Genomic DNA, 815 nt, shown 5'->3' with positions numbered 1-815 from the left:
GTAATAGCTCCTGGATTCACTGTTATCGTTGCATTATTTGTTGTATTTGCTGTTGTACATCCAAACTCTGATACTGTTACTGCTGCTGAAACATCTATTATTGCATTATCTGATATCGTTACTACTCTATCTGTTGTACAACTGTTTGTTCCTGTTGCTGTAATTGTATAAACCGCTTCTGCTAAATTTGTGTACGTTTGTGTTCCTGCATTAAATACTGCTGCTCCTGCCGCTGCTGCTGGCACCGAACTTATTGTATATCCTAATGGTAAAATTCCATTATCAGTCGCTGTCAATTGAATTACTCCTGTTGCATCTCCATTACAAATATCATTCGTCGTTGCTACTGCTGTAAAGTCTGGTTGCAACGCTGGTTGAATTACTATTGTTTTATTAATTGAACAGTTTGGTGTTGCTCCTGTATCTGTAATTGTTACTGTATACGTATCAGCTACTGTTGGATTAAACACTAATGGATTGGTTGCCATTGCTGTTTGTGCTACTAAGGTACCACTTACTGCTCCTACAACTTCATACTCATAAGTTCCTGATCCTGATAACACATTTAAGCTTACTGACGCTGCTGGTGTTACAGAACAATCTAACTTTTTAGTCTCTGTTAATGAGAAGTCTAAGTTTGGTGAGATTGTTACATTCGTTGGCGTTCCTGCATCACAACTATTTGAATCTCGCACATTAACTACATATAAGGCTCCGCCTAAGTTGGTAAATGTATGCGTAGTTGCTGTTAATGTTTGACTCGCTACTACTGTTCCGCCTACTGTTAAACTATATACATAAGTTCCTGTTCCTCC

General features: G+C 38.3%; 1 protein-coding gene. It reads right to left on the bottom strand.

From position 1 onward, the window contains the following. On the bottom strand, positions 1-815 hold an 815-nt coding region (locus Q0881_RS17710; protein ID WP_299163290.1), incomplete at both ends, for a hypothetical protein.

Origin of the sequence: uncultured Tenacibaculum sp. (genome assembly GCF_947494125.1) — a bacterium.
GTDB lineage: Bacteria > Bacteroidota > Bacteroidia > Flavobacteriales > Flavobacteriaceae > Polaribacter.
The sequence above is the reverse complement of the archived record's forward strand: the minus strand, read 5'-3'. Positions and strand labels throughout refer to the sequence as shown.